The sequence below is a fragment of the Homoserinimonas flava genome (assembly GCF_054969005.1).
In genome coordinates, this window is the sequence record NZ_JBUEQS010000004.1 from 1 (window position 1) to 14,953 (window position 14,953).

21 protein-coding genes are annotated in these 14,953 nt (G+C 64.1%); 13 read left to right on the top strand and 8 right to left on the bottom strand.

Features of this window, described 5'->3' with window-relative positions; all coding sequences use genetic code 11:
- From ACY48M_RS12135 to ACY48M_RS12145, 3 genes are all read left to right on the top strand, one after another.
- On the top strand, window positions 1-543 hold a 543-nt coding region (locus ACY48M_RS12135; protein WP_462820554.1), incomplete at its 5' end, for an RHS repeat-associated core domain-containing protein.
- A gap of 12 nt (window positions 544-555) precedes the next feature.
- A complete protein-coding gene (locus tag ACY48M_RS12140) occupies window positions 556-738 on the top strand; it encodes a hypothetical protein (RefSeq protein WP_462820555.1) in 183 nt (60 codons plus the stop codon).
- Between the two features lie 89 nt (window positions 739-827).
- Entirely contained in the window at window positions 828-1,040 is a 213-nt protein-coding gene (locus tag ACY48M_RS12145; RefSeq protein WP_462820556.1) for a hypothetical protein, read from the top strand.
- 361 nt (window positions 1,041-1,401) lie between these two features.
- On the opposite strand, the gene ACY48M_RS12150 is transcribed toward ACY48M_RS12145, so the two are convergent.
- Window positions 1,402-1,581 carry a hypothetical protein gene (locus ACY48M_RS12150; protein WP_462820557.1) on the bottom strand — a complete coding sequence of 60 codons (180 nt, stop codon included), beginning with the start codon at window positions 1,579-1,581 and terminating at the stop codon, window positions 1,402-1,404.
- A 192-nt stretch (window positions 1,582-1,773) separates the two neighbouring features.
- Between ACY48M_RS12150 and ACY48M_RS12155 the strand changes: the two genes are divergently transcribed.
- The 3 genes from ACY48M_RS12155 to ACY48M_RS12165 all read left to right on the top strand — a co-directional run bounded on the left by ACY48M_RS12155 (window position 1,774) and on the right by ACY48M_RS12165 (window position 3,908).
- A complete protein-coding gene (locus tag ACY48M_RS12155) occupies window positions 1,774-2,058 on the top strand; it encodes a hypothetical protein (RefSeq protein WP_462820558.1) in 285 nt (94 codons plus the stop codon).
- 112 nt (window positions 2,059-2,170) lie between these two features.
- The gene (locus ACY48M_RS12160; RefSeq protein WP_462820559.1) at window positions 2,171-2,383 is read left to right on the top strand and encodes a hypothetical protein; all 213 of its coding nucleotides are present in this window, start codon (window positions 2,171-2,173) and stop codon (window positions 2,381-2,383) included.
- Window positions 2,384-2,798: 415 nt separating this feature from the next.
- A complete protein-coding gene (locus ACY48M_RS12165) occupies window positions 2,799-3,908 on the top strand; it encodes a DUF3039 domain-containing protein (protein ID WP_462820560.1) in 1,110 nt (369 codons plus the stop codon).
- Window positions 3,909-3,915: 7 nt separating this feature from the next.
- Here the strand turns inward: ACY48M_RS12165 and ACY48M_RS12170 are convergent, their stop codons facing one another.
- Window positions 3,916-4,332, bottom strand: coding sequence for a helix-turn-helix domain-containing protein (locus ACY48M_RS12170; protein ID WP_462820561.1), 417 nt, complete (start codon window positions 4,330-4,332; stop codon window positions 3,916-3,918).
- A gap of 131 nt (window positions 4,333-4,463) precedes the next feature.
- Here ACY48M_RS12170 and ACY48M_RS12175 point away from each other — a divergent pair, with 131 nt between their 5' ends.
- The 5 genes from ACY48M_RS12175 (at window position 4,464) to ACY48M_RS12195 (ending at window position 7,362) form a co-directional block, all read left to right on the top strand.
- On the top strand, window positions 4,464-4,658 hold the full coding sequence (locus tag ACY48M_RS12175; RefSeq protein WP_462820562.1) for a hypothetical protein: 195 nt from the start codon (window positions 4,464-4,466) through the stop codon (window positions 4,656-4,658).
- 257 nt (window positions 4,659-4,915) lie between these two features.
- Window positions 4,916-5,722 (top strand): aquaporin Z, encoded by an 807-nt coding sequence (gene aqpZ / locus ACY48M_RS12180; RefSeq protein WP_462820563.1) that lies wholly within the window; start codon window positions 4,916-4,918, stop codon window positions 5,720-5,722.
- A gap of 31 nt (window positions 5,723-5,753) precedes the next feature.
- The gene (locus ACY48M_RS12185; protein WP_462820564.1) at window positions 5,754-6,761 is read left to right on the top strand and encodes a sensor domain-containing diguanylate cyclase; all 1,008 of its coding nucleotides are present in this window, start codon (window positions 5,754-5,756) and stop codon (window positions 6,759-6,761) included.
- A 16-nt stretch (window positions 6,762-6,777) separates the two neighbouring features.
- On the top strand, window positions 6,778-7,050 hold the full coding sequence (locus ACY48M_RS12190) for a hypothetical protein (protein WP_462820565.1): 273 nt from the start codon (window positions 6,778-6,780) through the stop codon (window positions 7,048-7,050).
- 75 nt (window positions 7,051-7,125) lie between these two features.
- Complete coding sequence (locus tag ACY48M_RS12195) at window positions 7,126-7,362, top strand: hypothetical protein (RefSeq protein WP_462820566.1); 237 nt, start codon at window positions 7,126-7,128, stop codon at window positions 7,360-7,362.
- Between the two features lie 38 nt (window positions 7,363-7,400).
- Here ACY48M_RS12195 and ACY48M_RS12200 read toward each other — a convergent pair whose 3' ends face one another.
- Window positions 7,401-9,881: an MMPL family transporter gene (locus ACY48M_RS12200; RefSeq protein ID WP_462820567.1), complete on the bottom strand. Its 2,481-nt coding sequence runs from the start codon at window positions 9,879-9,881 to the stop codon at window positions 7,401-7,403.
- A 134-nt stretch (window positions 9,882-10,015) separates the two neighbouring features.
- Here ACY48M_RS12200 and ACY48M_RS12205 point away from each other — a divergent pair, with 134 nt between their 5' ends.
- Window positions 10,016-10,579: a TetR/AcrR family transcriptional regulator gene (locus ACY48M_RS12205; RefSeq protein WP_462820568.1), complete on the top strand. Its 564-nt coding sequence runs from the start codon at window positions 10,016-10,018 to the stop codon at window positions 10,577-10,579.
- On the opposite strand, the gene ACY48M_RS12210 is transcribed toward ACY48M_RS12205, so the two are convergent.
- From ACY48M_RS12210 to ACY48M_RS12230, 5 genes are read right to left on the bottom strand one after another with little or no spacing between them, the layout of a single operon-like run.
- The gene (locus tag ACY48M_RS12210) at window positions 10,576-11,487 is read right to left on the bottom strand and encodes an ABC transporter substrate-binding protein (RefSeq protein WP_462820569.1); all 912 of its coding nucleotides are present in this window, start codon (window positions 11,485-11,487) and stop codon (window positions 10,576-10,578) included. The two genes, ACY48M_RS12205 and ACY48M_RS12210, sit on opposite strands and share 4 nt — an antisense overlap.
- A gap of 18 nt (window positions 11,488-11,505) precedes the next feature.
- Window positions 11,506-12,240 carry an ABC transporter permease gene (locus ACY48M_RS12215; RefSeq protein ID WP_462820711.1) on the bottom strand — a complete coding sequence of 245 codons (735 nt, stop codon included), beginning with the start codon at window positions 12,238-12,240 and terminating at the stop codon, window positions 11,506-11,508.
- Complete coding sequence (locus ACY48M_RS12220) at window positions 12,237-12,896, bottom strand: ABC transporter permease (RefSeq protein WP_462820570.1); 660 nt, start codon at window positions 12,894-12,896, stop codon at window positions 12,237-12,239. Before ACY48M_RS12220 ends, ACY48M_RS12215 begins: the two co-directional genes overlap by 4 nt.
- Window positions 12,893-13,753, bottom strand: coding sequence for an ABC transporter ATP-binding protein (locus tag ACY48M_RS12225; protein ID WP_462820571.1), 861 nt, complete (start codon window positions 13,751-13,753; stop codon window positions 12,893-12,895). The genes ACY48M_RS12220 and ACY48M_RS12225 overlap by 4 nt, the downstream gene beginning before the upstream one ends.
- A 10-nt stretch (window positions 13,754-13,763) precedes the next feature.
- Complete coding sequence (locus tag ACY48M_RS12230) at window positions 13,764-14,066, bottom strand: DUF427 domain-containing protein (RefSeq protein WP_462820572.1); 303 nt, start codon at window positions 14,064-14,066, stop codon at window positions 13,764-13,766.
- Window positions 14,067-14,159: 93 nt separating this feature from the next.
- Between ACY48M_RS12230 and ACY48M_RS12235 the strand changes: the two genes are divergently transcribed.
- Window positions 14,160-14,930, top strand: coding sequence for a flavodoxin family protein (locus ACY48M_RS12235; protein WP_462820573.1), 771 nt, complete (start codon window positions 14,160-14,162; stop codon window positions 14,928-14,930).
- Window positions 14,931-14,953: the final 23 nt, after the last annotated feature.

A 14,953-nucleotide genomic window follows, 5' to 3' on the forward strand; every position in this document is an offset into this window, starting at 1 on the left:
GGGGAAGCGCTCGCGAACCGCCTCGGCGGCGGGTCTCGGTACTACTACGTCACCGATCACCAGGGCAGCGTCATCGGGATGTTCTCCACCCCAGGAGGATGGCTCGGCGGGTATTCGTACAGCCCGTACGGTGAAGCGCGGAGCACTGCCACCGGAACTGCGCCATCGACAAACAGCCTGCGCTACATCAGCGGCTACTACGACAGCGCGGCAGGGCTCTACAAGCTCGGCGCTCGCTACTACGACGCCAGTCTGGGGCGATTCACCCAGTTTGACCCGAGTGGGCAGGAAGCCAACCCGTACTCGTACGCCGCGTGCAACCCGATCGGTGCCGCTGACTCGTCAGGTCTGATAACTAAAGACTGCGCCTTGGCTCTGGCTGGGGCAGCTATAACGGTAGGTCTCTTTGAGTACGCGCTCTATGCAGGAGGAGCAGCCAGTGTTGCGAGCGGCGGCGCGCCGACACCAGTAGCGGCTGTGGTCCTAGGAGTAGGGTTTGTGGGCGTGGGCATAGCCTTGGCATCCGCTGCCCTCACATGCTGATTGGAAACGAACGTGACTTCAACTGAAGAACGAGACCGGTGGATCGGCATCGTCGGTATCGCGGGCCTCTTCCTTTTCGCCACGCTGGGAGTCATCATCCAGTTCTGGCCAATGGTGATTGTCGGGTACCTTGGCGCACTGGCATTGGCGATCGTGGTGATTGTCTCCGCGCGGCGGAAGCGACGGGCACGGTAGATTCGGCTTCGTATGGTCGGCGCCACCACCAACGCATAGTGGGTTTACGCGCGTTCTGATTCTGTGTGCGAGTGCTGAGGTGAAGTGCCGTGGACACCAACCCGTCCAGAAACAATTGGCGACTAGCGATTGAGTGGGTCGTGCTGGTCGGGTTCGCGGTCGGCGCAATCCTGTCCGCCGTGCAGGCTGCGTCAACCAAGTGGCCCAGCGGCGAATGGTTTTCACTCATCATTTGTGCCATCGGGTTTGTGCTGACTTTAGTCCTTGTTATTCGCATCTACCTCGGCCACGAAGACGGATAACATTTGCGATTACGTCGACGAGCATTGGCAGGGTACAGGCCCGACTTGCAGGGAGCTGCCGTCTTCGTCGGGTGTCTGGTGCGATTGAGGAGAGGATCACTCGCGAGGGGCCACCGACTGCGCCTGTCGGTTCCATCGGAGATCGATGGCGGACTGTCGGCGCCGCTCCACAGTCGCAGCCTCGGACCTGCGGCGTCGGCTTCGGTGTCCCAACTCACAAGGAGTCCCTTCAGATTCGCAGTACCGACCGCTCTGGAACATCTGACCGGCCTACGATTTGGCTGAGATGCCGCTAGCCTGATCCGGTTCCTGGCCGACCCAAGATGAGCGTGTCGGCCGAGTCGGAGAAAGCCCTCTTGACTCAGAAAAGTCGGCCTCCTCTGTGCCGCTCCACGAACCCCAGAATCAACATCGCCGCCCCGGCAAGGACGAGCGAGGCGAACAGCCAGACGTTTCCCTGCGCCGCAGAAGTCAGAGCGATGGCGATCAGAACAGCACCCACACCCCAGAACCAGCTATAAGGGATTCCCATGGGTTCCATGGCCGGAGCCTACCCGGCTGCTACAACATTTTCAGCTCGGACGCTGGTCACATGGAAAGGACTGTGCGGTGCGTGAAACGGGATGAGTGACCGTGACGTGCGGCCCGACCTAGATTGTCGCTCGTTGAGCGAGATTACCATCGAGACGCCGGCAGATCTGTCAAGCTCGATGGATTATGAGGACAATCGCCCATGTCTGATCCCGTCGAGATCCAGCCGTCCCTCCTCTACGCGTCGAGGCGGAAGTGGTCCATCGTTGCCGCCGCCGCCGGAGTTGTAATCCTCATCTTCGGATTGATTGTCGAGAGAACGACCGAACTCAACGGTGTTACCGCCATCGGAATTGGCATCATCATGTTTGTCACGCATGGCTGCATTGCGTTGTGGGCACATCGCAAGACAACCGCGGCAAAGCACAACGAGTCGCTGACACTTGAACAGGATTCAGAGAGCGACAGCAGTAGCTCCGCCATCTGAATAGAAATATCCTCGTTCGAGCGTGGTCAGACCGCTTGCTGCCAGCGCGTGGGCCACGCGCAAGCGACTACGGCCCCGCCCTTTTCGGCGGGCGGCTGACAGGATGAAGAACATGGAGTCTGCCCGGATCTTCGTGATCTCCAACGTCCTTTTCGCATTGACCGTGGTATTCGCGGCCGCGCCCATCTTGGTGGCCATTCTGGTTCCCCAGTGGAGCACCTTGCTTTGGCTGCTTCCGTTCGCTCCCGCCTGGTTGATCGCTGGTGTCGCAACGCGCTCGCGGGCGCGACTGGCGGCAGTGATTGAAAGCGATCTGGAAAGGTGACACGAAGTTCGCAAGCGGCACTTGAAAGGAATCGTCCTTAGCCTGGAATGAGTTGCGCACGCCTCGAGGTAACCTGCCTCTGATCAGCGCTTTTCAATTCCGTGAAACCTCCACCCCGGGCCCTTTCACGCAATCGGGTGACTTCCTTCAGTAAATCGATGCAGCGAGCACGGTGGCGACCTCGACCGGTCGGGCCAGCGGCCACCCGTCAGGGCCCTTGCCCCAATGCGCACGCCTCGGATCGTTCCCGAGTGGATCGGCGCTTGTCGACTAGACCCTGAACACGACGTTGCCCCGGTTCGAATCAGAACCGGGCCAGCATCGGTTGGCGCGCTACTCAGCCCTTCGCCCGGCCGGCCTGAGTTCTTTGCCCAACCCCGTCACCGTGTCGGCGCGGGCTCATACACTGGAAGCGATGAGACCTGTTCGCCCCACCATTCGCCTCCTGCGGAAGCTGCTTGAGCGCGAGCAGTTCGCCGACCCGTCGATCCTTGACGATTTGGATTCTGCGCTCGCATTGGGCGGGCATGCGCGGACGAAGGCTTTGGCGGAGCTGGATTTCCTATCCATCGAGCACAAGCTGCTGACGGATGCGAATGCACGCTTCGAGAACGGCGCGACGCCTGATCGGCACCATGAAGCGACAAAGGCGTTCGGCAGCACGGTCTACGAAGTCCGTTCCCATATCGGGGCCGGATGGCGCGGCGCAGTCATTCTGGACGACGACGGCGACCCCTGGCTCATTTACGCCGCCCCGCACAACGCATTCCACAGCCAGGTCGCAACCGCCTTGAAGCGTGAGAAGTCAACGTCGAAGTCGAAGCCCCCGAAGACCAATGTCTGGGAGCCCACTTCCATCGACCACAAGATGAAGAAGGCGGAGGCCGAACGCCTTGACCGCACCCACACCGAGACCCTCGTGTACCTTCAGGTCATCGAAGGCATCCGCAAATCGGTAGAAACAAAGGCGAACGTGGAGCTCGTGTCGCCGCCGCACTGGGACGCGGAGACGAAGTATCCGACGGTGTCGTACTCGGTGAACATCGTGCACGAAGAAGCTGCTGAGGATGCTGCGGACGCGCACACGACGAACAGCGACATCGACATCGTCGTCAGTTTGAGCGACGGTAATCAAGACGTCCGAGACATCCTGTCGACTGCGGCGTGCTTCCTGCAACCCGATGAGGGTCTGCGTACCGTCGCGTACTCGAAGGGAAGTGAGCTGGTCCTCGGCGTGATGGTCACGCACGCGCGTCTCGCTCAACTTCTGGCGGAGATCGACGAATCGGGTTCAGGGTTCCCCGGGCCGCCGGTGCCACCGACCCACCGTCATTGGTTCACCTCGGACGACCAGGTCCGCGGTTTCGTCGAGGGCGACGCTGTCGTCGCTCTGTGCGGTGGAGCGTATGTACTGACCAAAGGCGAAGACGCGGCACTGCCCATCTGTGGTCACTGCGAGGCGGTGGAGCCGGTCGCGCAGGGCCTGCTCGACCAGCTTCGCCTCCTCGAAGGGCGCGCCGCGTAGACGACCGTTACATGTCGTCGAGGAGGGCCTGCTCGTTGTCGGTCAGTGTGAACGATGGACCGCGGCGCACGCGCTTAACCGAATCAGCGACATCCTTATTAGCGGCGTCGCGACGCTCGATGTAGTCCACGATGTCCGAGTACTTGATCTTGTAGTGCGCGCCGTTCTGGTGAGCGGCGAGAAGATCCAAGCGGATCAGCTTCATCACGTGGGGTCGGCTGACGTTGATGAGTGTGGCGACGTCGTTCGGCGTCAGCTCCTTGTCCTGCTCGAACACGCCGACGGGTATGCCGTTGTTCAAGGCGGTTAGCATGCGCGTGACGATGCCGCGAAGCTCGCTGGACGCGGGAAGCTCCGCAGCGGCGCCGAGTAGGCGCTCGATTTCCTTTGAGTCAACACGGTCGTTCTCAAGTGTTTCGATCACGAGATCTCCCTATCTGAAATAACTGTAACACGCGGCTCGATTCTTGATTTACAGATCTCGAGTTTTCACAGCGGCGTTGTGTACTCCGTTGGAGACACAATCAACACGTGTTAGGAACTGGAGTAAGTAAAATGCGAAATCGCCTCATTCTGCTACTGGTGTTGCTGTTCATCAGCGCTTGCGTATTCATCGTTGCGCTCGTGTGGGTTGAAGATCCGGTAGCAAAGCTGCTCACCTGTCTTGGCAGTGGGCTGACAGCGGTGGCCCTCATGGGCTCGGTGGCGTATCAATCGCGTGCCGTTGGCAAGAGCAAACGCGAGGGCTAGGTAAATGCCGTCGCTGGTGCGAAGGTGAGTGCGGCGATTATCTATGTGCACCGTGGCAGTCGGCCTGGTTGTGCTCGCGCCATTGACGCAGCGAGGCGAGGCTGACGGAATCGTGTCATCGCTCCCTGCGCCCGGGCTCTGAATTCCAGGGTATTGACCGCCCCGACCCGCAGGAGTAGACATTCCCTGAACATCGGCACGTCGACGAGCACTCACGGGAATCACACGCACTGAGCCACTGCACGAGGGAGCACGAGATGACTGATCCACGCCCCGAACCCGCTGTCGAACCGACGCCGCTCGAACACACTCCAGGGTCGACGGCCAAAGCACCGTCGACTTCTGCCGTGCTGTTGGCGGAGTTTTTTGGCACGTTCCTCCTCGTGCTCGGCGGTGTCGGCTCCGCCGTGTTCGCCGCAAACTTCGGCGTCAGCGACAACGGCACCTCCCTCGGCATCGGCTTCGTCGGTGTCTCGTTGGCGTTCGGGCTCACCGTGGTCGCGGGTGCCTACGCGTTCGGGCCCATCTCGGGTGGACACTTCAATCCTGCCGTGACCCTCGGGCTGGCAGCGGCAGGGCGCTTCCCGTGGCGCAGCAGCGCCGCCTACATCGCCGCGCAGGTGGTGGGCGGTGTCGTCGCAACGAGCGTGATCGCGCTGATCGGGTCATCCGCTGACGGCTGGTTCCAGTCGGCCCGCGATGGCGGGTTCGCGAGCAATGGATGGGGCGAACTCTCGCCCGGCGGGTTCGGAATCGGCGGCGCGATCGGTGTCGAGCTCGTGTTCACCGGGGTGTTCGTGCTCGTCATCCTCGGTGTCACCCACCCCACGCGCGGCAATCCCGCGCTCGCCGGTCTTGCCATCGGGCTCACCCTCACCCTGATCCACCTGGTGACAATCCCGATCGACAACACCTCGGTCAACCCCGCCCGCTCCATCGCTGCCGCGGTCTACGGCGGCACCGAACCGCTCGCCCAGCTCTGGGTGTTCATCGTCTTCCCCATTGTTGGCGCGATCATTGCGGGCCTGCTCCACCGCGTGATGTTTGATCGCACGCAGCAGTAACGCACGCGACGCCTCGCCATAGAATCGTGGCGTGGCCGAGCTCGTCCGATCTTTCGCGGAGCGTCCCCTCGTGAGGGTGCACAAGTTCGGCTTGCCCGGCCCAGTCTGGACGTTAATGCTCGCCCAGAGTGTTGCTGTCATTCTCCTCATTGTCGGGCTTATCTTTCCGGCGCATCCTGACCACAACGTCACGCTGAAGGCCGCCGCCGTGCTCATCGGGGTGGCCATGTTGGCCGTGCTCGCGGTGTTGCGCGCGCACACCCCAGCCTGGGTGCTCTGGGCCGAGCTGATGGTGCACATTGCGATCGCGGCGGTGCTCGTGAGCGCTTCGCCGACGGATGCCGGTGCCGTCTCGTTGCTCGTCGGGCTGATCGCCACCGGGGTGTATGCCGGGTTCTGGGGTTCCCGACGCATGGCCGGATTCGTTGTCGTGTACATCGTCGTGGCCGGTTCGGTCGCGCTCGTCGTTGGTGGACGGTTCAGCCCGGCGCTGGCGTCGGCGTGGGTGACCATCGCGGTGCTCTGCGTGGTCGTGGTGGTCGTCATCCAGGTTCTTGTGGCGGCGCTGGAACAGCAGTCACTCATCGATCCGCTCACGGGGGTCATGAACCGCCGCGGGCTGTATGCGCTCACCCGGGTGCGGCGCGCATCCGGCGCCCCGCTCGTCTACCGCAGCATCGCGCTGATCGATGTCGACGATTTCAAGAACATCAACGACGAACGCGGCCACGCCGACGGCGACCAAGTGCTGCGCGATCTCGCGGACCACTGGGTCGCGGGGCTGCGCAGCGACGACCTTGTGGTGCGGCTGGGCGGCGACGAGTTCGCGCTCATCTTCTCGCGGGTTGAACCGGATGCTGCAGACACACTGCTTCACCGTTTGAGCGCGGGCAGCCCCGTGCCCTGGTCGTATGGCATCGCCGCCTGGCCCGATGGCGCCGATTTCGACGAGTGTCTCGCGCGGGCCGACATGAAGCTGCTCGAGGCGAAGCGCCGTCGGCGTGAGGTGGCGCCGGCGCCGGGAGAGGCCCAGGGCTGAGCGGTATCGTCGAGGCATGGGTCTCACGATGGAGCGGCAGGCGATCGAGCGAACGCGGGCGATCGGTGTGTTCTATATCGGGTGTGGTGCGGTGATCATCGCCTTCAACATCGCGGCGCTGCTTTTGGCAGCAGATCGGGTGCTGTACTGGATCCTCATCCTTCTCTGGCTGGCGATAATCGGCGTTGGCGTCAGGTCGATTCGCACGGCGCGACGACAGCTGGACGACTTCACGGCGCTTCACGGCGAAGACGCCGGAGTGCAAGAGCGGATTCGACGCCGGCCGTGATGCGCCGCGTGATTGCGCTCCTGAACCCAGCAGCATCCTGAACCCAGCAGCATCCTGATCTGAGACGATGGCTTCATGGAACCGATGACCAGACTCGAGAACCCCTTCAAGGGCAAGGCGGGGTTCTGGAATCGCGTGAACCGCGTCGTCTACACCTTCACTGGCCCAGCGCAGGTCGGCATCGGTCGGCCGGAGGCGGCGTATGTGCCCCCGGCCAACCCGACCTGCCCCGTCTGCACGCACCCCATGTCTGAGCATGATGTTCGCCGCGGCGACGCGACCACGCGCACGCAGCTGAACTGCCCCGCCTGAGCCGCCGCACGCGAGCTGGCGACGGGCGCTGCGCCGCGCTACTTTGCCGGGTCGACCGCCGGCTGCTTCGCGCCCGCAACGGGGTGGCTGCGCTCGAGCGACGCACCCTCGACATCGGCGTTCGGCAGGATGCGGTCGAGCCACTTCGGCAGCCACCACGCCTTATCGCCGACGAGGTGCAGAAGTGCAGGCACAAGAACCAGTCGCACGACAAACGCGTCGAAGAGCACCCCGATCGCGAGGCCGAAGCCGAGCGGGCGCACCATCGACAGATGCGAGAACACGAAGCCGCCGAAGACCGCGATCATGATGATCGCCGCTGCGGTGACGACGGCGCGGGCGTTGCGTCTGCCCGCGACGACGGCGGCGCGCGCCGGCATGCCGTGCACGTACGCCTCACGCATGCCCGAGGCGAGGAACAACTGGTAGTCCATCGCGAGGCCGAAGAGCACACCCATGATGATGAGCGGCGCAAAGTTCAGCACCGGGCCAGGGTTGGTCACGCCGAACAGCGCCCCGAGCCAACCCCACTGGTACACGGCGGTGACGGCGCCGAGGGCGGCGAAGAGTGACAGCACAAACCCGGCCGTCGCAATCAACGGCACGAGGAGGGAGCGGAACACCACGATCATGATCAGCAGTGAAAGCCCGATCACAACAGAGAGGTAGAGCGGCAAGACGTCTTGCAACTTCTCCGAGATATCGATGTTGCCGCTCGCCGTGCCAGCAATGCCGAGCTCAATGCCGCCGTCGAGGGGTGAGAGCGCACGCAGATTGTGCACGAGCGCTTCGGTCGACTCGCTCGTCGGGCCCTCGCTCGGGATCACCTGGAACGCGAAGTAATCGCGCTCATCCGAGACGCCGACGGGGGCGACAGCGACAACATCCGTCTGATCCATCAGCACACTGGCGAGCTCCACCTGCGTAGCGAGCACCTCGTCTTCGCTGACAGCCTCGGGCAGTTCAGCGACCGCGAGAATGGCGCCGTTCTGCCCTTCGCCGAACTCGTCAGCGACCACCATGTAGCTGCGGTACTGCGTCGAATCCTCTGGTTCGCTTGAGCCGTCTGGCAGCCCGAGCCGCAGCGAGAGCGCCGGAATAGCGATGATGAGCAAGCCGATAATGGCGAGGGCCGCCCCGGCGACCGCACGCGACGTGCGCATGGGCCGGATGCTCGGCTCAGCATGCTCGGCCTGGCCAACGGTCGCGCGTTCCTTGCGCGAGAGCACACGGTTGCCGGCCAGCCCCAGGAGTGCCGGGGTGAGGCTCACCGCGATGAACACGGCGACGAGCACGCAGATCGCACCGACCGTGCCCATGACGCCGAGGAATGGGATGCCCGTGATGTTGAGCGCGAGCAGGGCGATGAGCACCGTGGCGCCGGCGAAGACGACGGCGTTGCCGGAGGTGCCGTTGGCGAGCCCGATCGACTCGTGGACGTCCATGCCCGTCTTGAGCTGCTTGCGGTGGCGGTTGATGATGAACAGCGAGTAGTCGATCCCGACCGCGAGGCCGAGCATGACGCCGAGGATTGGGGTGACCGAGGTCATCTCGGTAACCCCTGAGAAGGCGAGCGTGCCGGCGACCCCAACCCCAACGCCGATCAGCGACGAGATGAGGGGGAGCGTGGCGGGCAGCAACGACCGGAGCATGATGACGAGCACGATCGCCGCGAGCATGAAGCCGATGAGTTCGCCGATGCCGAGAAGATTGCTGACCGAGGTGGCGATAGTGGAGGAGTAGTCGATCTGGATGCCATCGATGTCGGCATTGTCGAGGGCGGCGGCAGTCTCATCTTTGAGCTCGTCCGAGAGGGAGTAGAGGTCGCCCTCGAAGGTGATGACTCCGAGCGCGGTGGCCTCATCGGTTGAGACGGTGCGAAGCTCTTCGGCATATTCGAGCAGCGTTTGGCCGAGCTCGATCTGTTCACGGCCTTCGGCGATCTCGGCCTGACCTGCTTCGAGTTCCGCAATTCCGGCGTCGAGCTGGGCCTGCTGCGCGTCGAACTCGGCTTTGGTGGCCTCGTAGTATCCGGCGGACTGGGCCTCGGCGATTGCGGCGTCGAGCTGTGCTTGGCCCGCATCAATCTGAGCCTGGGCGGCCTCAGCCTGCGTTTCGGCCTCGCTGAGCTGGGCGAGCCCGTCGGCAATCTCCTGCTCCTGCTCCGCACGTTCCGCTTCGGTGGCGAACGGGTCAACGATGGAGTCCACACCGTCGATGTCCACGAGGCCAGCGAGGAGTTCGCTGATTTCGGCCTGCTGATCTTCGGTGATCGCCGATCCGTCTTCGGACTGGAAGACGGCGGATGCGGTGGCGCCGCCGAGCCCAGACAAACGCTCGGTCAGCTGCTCGCTCACCCGTTCTGTTTCTGTGCCAGGAATGCTGAGGTTCGAGGCGAGGGTGCCGCCGAAGGCGAGGTAGGAGCCGCCCGCAATCGCGAGCACGGCGAGCCACGAGACGATGATCGTCCACGCGCGACGTGCGGAAAACCGGCCGAGACGGTAGAGCAAGTTGGCCACGGAGGTGCCTTTCATGACAGCGGAAACGGAGGCACGACAGTGGGCCGAACCCAGACTAAACGACACCTGTCGGAAATCCGACAGTTGGCGGACAATTTGCAGAGAACGTTCGGGAACGCTGACAGAATCGGAGAATGGATGTCAGAACCGAGCGCACGCTCCGGAGCCTCCAGGCGGCGCTGCTTAAGCTCGCGCGGGAGCGCCCGCTCGACGCCATCACGGTGAGTGACATCGTGGCGCAGGCGAACGTGAACCGCAGCACGTTCTACCAGCACTACTCCGACAAAGAGACTCTCCTCCTCGATGCGCTCGACACGGCAGCCGGCGACGCGGGTGCCAGCCTTCCCGAACTGGTAGGCCCGCTCGACGGCCCGCCCGCCGCGCTGCACTCCTACTTTGAGCATCTTGAAGAGAATGCGGAACTCTATCGGCGCGTGCTCGGCGCCAGCGGGTCGACCGTTGTCGCGGCCCGACTGCGCGAGCGCATCCACAGCATCGTGCGGGAAACCATCACCCGCGTTGGAGCGCCAGGATTCGAAGGGCTCCCGGTCGACATCGTCTCGGCCGGGATCGCCGGTTCGGCACTCGGCGTCATCGAGGCGTGGCTCAAGCGCGAGCCACTCCCCTCCGCCGCGACCGCCGCCGACTGGGTCTGGCGTGTGCTCGTCGGCCCAGTCGGCGACATGGGTCAGGGCTAGCCGAGTATCCCGTTCTCGGCGAGCCAGTCGGCGGCGATGTCGTCAGAGGAGCGCTCATCGACCGTCGACTCGACGCCCAGAGCGACGAGACCCTCCGGCGTGAGGGCGGCGCTGACCGCATTGATCACGTCAGCAATCTCATCCGCGATTTCCTCGTTCACCAGCGGCACAACGTTCGACGCGAGAAGGAGCCCTTCTGGGTCGTCGAGCGTGACGAGATCTTCGGTCTGAATGCGCGGGTCGGCGCTGTAGACGTTCGCAATATTGATCGTGCCGGCAAGCAGGTCATCGACCGTCGTGTCGCCCGTCGCGACAAAGCCGACCGTCACGCCGTACGTGTCCGCGAGGCCGGTGGGGCCGTAGGGGCGCTCCTCCAGCTCGGGCGCGCCGCCGAGGGTGAGTTCTTCGCTCACGTCGGCAAGGTCGGCGAGGCTCGAAAGCCCGTTCGCTTCGGCGAACTCGGCGGTGACGTTGTACGAATCCTGGTCGGTCGCTGGCGACTGCTCGAGCACCGTGAGGCCCTCTGGCAGCACCTCCTGGAGCTCCGCATATACCTCGTCGCTCCCGGTCGCCGTGGTCTCCGTGTCATAGAACTGCAACAGGTTGCCCGTGTACTCGGGAAAGAGGTCGACATCACCGTTCTCCAGTGACGGCAGGTACGCGTCGCGCTGACCGATGTTGAACTGTCGCTCGACCTCGAAGCCGGCGCCCTCAAGGGCCTGAGCGTAGATTTCGGCGATGATCTCGTTGGAGAAGTAGGTCTGCGAGCCAATGACGATCGCGTCACCGCTTGCCGCCTCGTCATCTGTGGCCAGGGGATCACCTGATGCGCACCCTGACAGGGCCAATGCCGCCCCGACCACGGCTACGCCAAGTGCGAGCCGGCCCTTGTTCCTCGGTGTGAACATGTTGTTCCTTCAATCGTTCTAGGCGGTGGGGGATTCCACCACCGTGCGGCGCCGGGCTGGCGCCGCACGGAGACTGGGGGTGCGCCCGGCAGCGACACCGTGAGGCACGATGATGCGCTGGAGCAGGGCGAGGATGCCATCAATGACGATGGCGAGCACAGCGATAAGAAGGGAGGCGCCGAGCATCTCGTCGTAGCGGCCGAGTGGCAGGCCACGGAAAATGTAGTAGCCGAGCCCGCCGAGCCCGATATAAGCGGCGAGCGTTGCCGTCGCCACGATCTGCAGCGCCGCCGCACGGAGCCCGCCGACAAGCAGCGGCAGCCCGAGCGGCACCTCGACCCGCCACAGAATCTGCCACTCGGTCATGCCCACGGCGCGGGCTGCGTCGATCACGCGCCGGTCGATCGCCTCAAACCCCGCGTAGGCGCCCGCGAGAATCGACGGCACCGCGAGCACAATAAACGCCGCGAATGCGGCGAGCGGCTTATTCGTCACCCCGATCACGAGCACCAGCAGCAGGATGAGACCAAACGACGGCAGCGCGCGGGCGGCACCCGAAAGGCCGATCGCAAGCTCCCTACCTCGACCGGTGTGGCCGATCAAGTAGCCGAGCGGGATGGCGATGATCGCCGCGATGAGGAGCGAGAAGCCCGTGTAGTACAGGTGTTCCGCGAGTCGGATGGGGATCGCGTTCTGGCCCTCGAAACGTTCGGGCGCAAAAATCCAGGCGAAGGCCTCCATGATGAGGTTCACGCTGCGCCGCCCTTCGAGGCCCTCGCGAGCGCGGCCCACGGCAGCAGCATCCGCCCGGCCATCACCAGCACAAGGTCGATGAGCAGCGCGATGACCATGACCATGACGACACCGGCGAGAATTTCGGGCACGATGCGTCGCTGGTAGCCGTTCGTAAAGAGGTAGCCGAGGCTTTCGACACCGATAAGGATGCCGACGGTGACGAGACTCACGGTGCTCGCCGCCGCGACCCGCAGCCCAGAGAGAATGACAGGGCCGGCGAGGGGAAACTCCACCGCGAAGAATCGCCGCCACGGCCCATACCCCATCGCGGTCGCCGACTGGCGCACAGCCGGGTCGACTGAATCGAGCGCATCAGCGACCGAGCGCGCCATGATCGCGACAACAAAGACGGTCATCGCGATCGTCACATTGAGCTCGCTGAGATAGCTGATGCCGAGAATGGGCGGGATGATGACGAAGAGTGCGAGCGACGGGATCGTGTAGAGCAGCCCAGCCACCGTGAGCAGCACCCCGCGGGCGGGGCGGAATCGGTGCGCCGACCACCCGATGGGGAGCGACACGAGCAGACCAAAAAGGATGGGCCCGACGCTGAGGCGCAGGTGTTCGATCGACAGCCTGCCGATGAGATCGAGGTTGTCGAGCACCCAGCTCACGAGCGGGCGCCCTCCGCGGCGGTCGGTGCAGCGGGGCGTGCCGCATCCTCGACGAGCACGCCCTGGGTGCGGCCGGCGTCATCAACGAGCACGGGCCCCTGCGCGGTGGTCTTGATCGAGAGGGCACGCTTGCCGCGATCGACCCCGACGAAGCTCGCCACAAACTCGCTTGCCGGGTTCTCGATGATCTCGCTCGGGCTGCCAGCCTGGGCGATGCGGGCCCCCTTCTCGAGGATGACGACCTGGTCGCCGAGCAGAAACGCCTCATCGATGTCGTGGGTCACGAACACGACCGTCTTGTCGAGCTCACGCTGGAGCCGGATCGTCTCCTGCTGCAACTCGGCGCGCACGATGGGGTCGACCGCCCCGAACGGCTCATCCATGAGCAGGATGTTCGGGTTGGCGGCGAGACCGCGCGCCACACCGACGCGCTGCTGCTGGCCGCCCGAAAGCTGTGCGGGGTAGCGACCGGCGAGGGCGCGGTCGAGCCCAACAGTGTCGAGCAGCTCGAGGGCACGCTTACGGGCGACCTTCTTCGGCGTGCCGCTGAGCCGCGGCACGGTCGCGACGTTGTCGACGACCTTGAGGTGGGGGAGCAGGCCCGCATTCTGCATGACATAGCCGATGCTGCGCCGCAGCGCCACCGGCTCGCGATCGAGCACACTGGTGCCGTCGATCTCGATGCGGCCCGACGTGGGGTCGACCATGCGGTTGATCATGCGTAGAAGGGTGGTCTTGCCGCATCCGGATGACCCCACAAGCACGGTCGTCTTGTGGGCGGGGATGACAAGGCTGAAGTTGTCGATGACGAGGGGCCCGTCACCGAATCGTTTGGAGACGGACGTGAACTCGATCATGCGGCGGAAATCACTCGACGACCTCGACACTCTTCCAAAACGCGAGGTATCCCGCGAAATCCCGGCCGACCCGCTCGGCAGCACCCGGATAGGGGTGGGGGTAACTGAAGGCACCATCGGTCACCACGGTGTCGCCGACCGTCACGGTGAAGTACTGGCACTCACCCTTCCACGGGCACGTGTACGGGGTCGGGCTTTCGGTGAGGTGCCCGCCCGTGAGGCTCGAGGGCGGAAAGTACCAGTTGCCCTCGATCGAGATGAGCTCGGATGCATCCGCCTCTGCAATGACGGTGCCGTCGACTATTGCCTTCATGGTGCCCTCCGGGGTGTGCGTGGCGCCAACGCTAGCCCAGAACACTGACATTCACACTGGGACCTGATGGTGCCTCGGCGTAGCATTCGCGGCATGACTGACGAGACGAAATCGAGTAGTGCCACCGGGTCGAACCCAGCGGCAGGGCAGGCTATTCCCCCGGCGAAGTACCGCGATCTCAGCGCCATGTTCATCAACTGCACGCTCAAACGCAGCCCAGAGCAGAGCCACACGCAGGGGCTCATGGATCGCAGCATCGCCCTCATGCGGGCGCAGGGTGTGACCGTCGACAGCATCCGTTTTGCCGACTTCGACGTCGCCACCGGGGTCTACCCCGACATGCGCGAGTATGGCTGGGATCGGGATGCCTGGGCGGAGGAGTTGTGGCCGAGAGTGCAGGCCGCCGACATCCTGGTGGTCGGAAGCCCGATCTGGCTCGGTGAGGTGTCGTCGACCGCGAGACAACTCATCGAGCGGCTCTACGCCATGGGGTCTGAGCTCAACGCCAAAGGCCAGTACATCTTCTACGGCAAGACGGCCGGCGCCCTCATCACGGGCAACGAAGACGGCGTCAAGAACGCTGCTCGGGAGATCCTCTACAGCCTCCAACACATCGGCTATACGATCCCGCCCGGCGCCGAGGCGGGCTGGATCGGCGAGGTCGGGCCAGGGCCGAGCTATCTTGACCCGGAGGCGCACGGCCCGGCCAACGACTTCACCAACCGCAGCCTCACCTTCATGACGTGGAACCTCATGCACCTCGCGCGAATGCTTAGAGACGCCGGCGGGCTCCCCTCCTATGGCAACAACAGCGAAGCCTGGGAGCAGGGCGAACGCTTCGGGTTCGAGGCGCACCCCGCGTGACCTCCCGCTCATCCGCTACCGTC